General features: G+C 70.4%; 1 protein-coding gene. It reads left to right on the top strand.

The window, feature by feature from the left end; genetic code table 11:
• On the top strand, positions 1–1,504 hold a 1,504-nt coding region (locus ACFU7Y_RS43860; protein WP_380772053.1), incomplete at its 5' end, for an NCS1 family nucleobase:cation symporter-1.
• Between the last annotated feature and the right edge of the window lie 42 nt (positions 1,505–1,546).

Here is a 1,546-nt window from a genome sequence, read left to right as displayed (position 1 = left end):
GGTCGAACTCGACCCGGCCGTCGGGGAACTGCCCCCCAACGGTTTCACCAGTGACGACCTGCGGCCGGTCCCGGTGGCGCGGCGCACCTGGACCACGTACAACTTCCTCGCGCTCTGGGTCGGCATGGCCCACAACATCCCCTCCTGGACCCTGGCTTCGGGCCTGGTCGCGCTCGGCATGGACTGGAAGCAGGCGGTGCTGACCATCGCGCTCGCCAACCTCGTCGTGCTGGTTCCGATGCTGCTCACCGGGCACGCCGGCACCAAGTACGGCATCCCGTTCCCGGTCTTCGCCCGCGCTGCCTTCGGGCTGCGCGGCGCCAACCTGCCCGCCCTGCTGAGGGCGGCGGTGGCCTGTGCCTGGTTCGGCATCCAGACCTGGATCGGCGGCGAGGGCATCTTCCTGCTGGCGGGCAAGCTGTTCGGCGAATCCTGGCGTACGGCGGGGGAGTTCGGCGGCTACCCGTGGACGCAGTGGCTCTCGTTCCTGCTGTTCTGGCTGATCGAGATGGCCGTCATCGCGCGGGGGATGGAGGCACTGCGACGGTTCGAGAACTGGGCGGCGCCGTTCGTCATCGTCGGTGCGCTCGCGCTGCTGGCGTGGATCACCGTCAAGGCGGGCGGGTTCGGGCCGCTGCTCGACCAGCCCTCCAGGCTGGGGTGGGGCGGCGGCTTCTGGAAGGTCTTCTTCCCGGCGCTGATGGGCATGATCGGGTTCTGGTCCACGCTCTCGCTGAACATCCCCGACTTCACCCGCTTCGGCGGCAGCCAGCGGGCCCAGATCCGCGGGCAGGCGCTCGGCCTGCCGACCACGATGACGTTCTTCGCGTTCCTGTCCGTGCTGGTCACCTCGGGCTCCGAAGCGGTCTACGGGGTGCCGGTGTGGGACCCGATCCAGCTGGCAGCCAGGATGGAGAACCCGGTCGGCATCCTGTTCGCACTGCTGACCGTGCTGGTCGCGACGCTGTCGGTGAACATCGCCGCCAACGTCGTCTCGCCCGCCTACGACCTCGCCAACCTGCTGCCGCGCCTCGTCACCTTCCGCACCGGGGCGCTGGTCGCGGGGGTGGTCGGGATCGTGATCTTCCCGTGGCGGCTGATCTCCGACCCGCACGTGTACATCTACACCTGGCTGGGCGTGGTCGGCGGCCTGCTCGGCACGGTCGGCGGAGTGCTGATCGCGGACTACTGGGCGCTGCGGCGCACCCGCCTCCGGCTCGCCGAGCTGTACCGGCCGGGAGGGGCGTACTGGTACACGGCGGGCTGGAACTGGCGGGCCGTCACGGCGCTGCTGGTGGGTGGCGTGCTGGCCGTCGGGGGCTCGTACTCCACCCTCGACGCCGGCGGCGCGAAGCAGGGCCCGTTCCCGGCGGACGGCCTGATCCCCGTCCTCAAGCCGCTCGCCGACTATGGCTGGGCCGTCGGGCTGACGGCGGCGGCCGTGGTGTACCTGGGGCTGAGCGGGGTGTTCGGGAGGGGCGCTGCGGAGGAGGGGGAGGGCTGACGGCGAACAGCGAACAGCTGACAGATTTCGAAATCTGTCAGC

The organism is Kitasatospora sp. NPDC057542 (assembly GCF_042801945.1).
GTDB lineage: Bacteria > Actinomycetota > Actinomycetes > Streptomycetales > Streptomycetaceae > Kitasatospora.
Note: the sequence above shows the minus strand (reverse complement) of the source record. Positions and strands in the feature narration are given on the sequence as shown.